This window comes from Vibrio sp. Isolate25, from assembly GCF_022398025.1.
GTDB classification, from domain to species: Bacteria; Pseudomonadota; Gammaproteobacteria; order Enterobacterales; family Vibrionaceae; genus Vibrio; species Vibrio coralliilyticus_A.
Map to the genome: position 1 here is coordinate 1 of NZ_JAKEUT010000029.1, position 1,801 is coordinate 1,801.

General features: G+C 51.8%; 1 protein-coding gene. It reads left to right on the top strand.

Annotated elements, in window-relative coordinates:
- On the top strand, positions 1 to 1,800 hold a 1,800-nt coding region (locus L1D15_RS21930; protein ID WP_239877045.1), incomplete at its 5' end, for a tandem large repeat.
- Position 1,801: the final 1 nt, after the last annotated feature.

The window sequence follows — 1,801 nt, forward strand, 5'->3', positions numbered from 1 at the left end:
GGTGCTTGGAGTACTTCACCGCAGAATATTCGTGATTGGCCAAGTGGTGATATTAATCTCACGGTTGTTGGTCTGAACAATAATGGTGTGGCGGCGGATACCGCGACCGATACCATTACTTACACCGATGCCACACTACCTCAAGTGGTCGGTGAGATTGCTTTTGAACCAGTGGTGCCAGAGGATGGTAAGAAGGTCACGATTACAGCGAACTTTAGTGAACTTGTAACGAATGTGACGGCGACCGTGGGTGGTGTGGATGTGGTCTTCACCGGTAATGAACCCGCCCAGCAGTGGGTAGGTGAAACCGTGGGGCCGGTTACGCTATCGTCCAATGACGACACGATTACCGCGGTGGTGAATGCGGGCTATCAAGACCTCTCGGGTAATGAAGCGGGCAGTGATAAAGAGACATCGACAGTAGTGAAACCCATCATCCTTATCTCGGACATCGATGACTTAACGACCACTGAGGCACAGGACTTTGTGGTATCTGGCTCGGCACGAGGGTTTGAGAATGGCGCTGAATTAGCCGTAGTGGTTTCAAGCAACAGCCCGCTTGGTGAGACATTCAGTGATACTGTGACAGTGACCGAAGGTGTTTGGGCAACGACATCAGAGGACATCTCATCATGGGAAAGCGGCATCTTGACTATCACGGTGGATGGCTCTAATGAAGGTGGCCAGACGGCGTTACAAGCGTCTCAGGATGTGGGTCTGGAAGATGATATTGTGCCTGAGGTGAGCACTATCAGTGTGAACTCAGGAGATCCTATCATCGATAACCAAACGGCCTTCGTCAGTGTGACTTTCAGCGAGCGCGTGGAGAATGTTGTTGCAAACGTTGACGGTGTGAACGTGAATTTTGTTTCTCGAGATGGGGCGAAGACGGTATGGGAAGGGACCACGTCGGATGTGGTGACAGTGAACGCCAATGAAATGCTCAAAGCCGTGACCGTAACGCAATATCAAGATGCGCAAGGCAATAGCGGGCAGGAAGGCTCAACGGAAGCCCCTGTGAAGCCCGTGATTGAGATTACGGAGCGAGGTGGGCCCATCGATGAGCAAGAATCCCGTCAGCTAGTGATTGAGGGCACGGCGCGAGGCTTTCAAGCGAATGATGAAGTGACGGTTGTGGCTCGGCTGAACGGGAGCGCCCAGGAGYACCATTTTGAAGAGACGGTCGTAGTAGCACAAAATGGTGCTTGGAGTACTTCACCGCAGAATATTCGTGATTGGCCAAGTGGTGATATTAATCTCACGGTTGTTGGTCTGAACAATAATGGTGTGACAGCGGATACCGCGACCGATACCATTACTTACACCGATGCCACACTACCTCAAGTGGTCGGTGAGATTGCCTTTGAACCAGTGGTGCCAGAGGATGGTAAGAAGGTCACGATTACAGCGAACTTTAGTGAACTTGTAACGAATGTGACGGCGACCGTGGGCGGTGTAGATGTGGTCTTCACCGGTGATGAATCCGCCCAGCAGTGGGTAGGACAAACGGACGAAGCCATTACCCTGTCGTCCAATGACGACACGATTATCGCGGTGGTGAATGCGGGCTATCAAGACCTCTCGGGTAATGAAGCGGGCAGTGATAAAGAGACATCGACAGTAGTGAAACCCATCATCCTTATCTCGGACATCGATGACTTAACGACCACTGAGGCACAGGACTTTGTGGTATCTGGCTCGGCACGAGGGTTTGAGAATGGCGCTGAATCTGTCTCTTATACACATCTCCGAGCCCACGAGACCAAGCCMWWWWMATCTCGTATGCCGTCTTCTGCTTGAA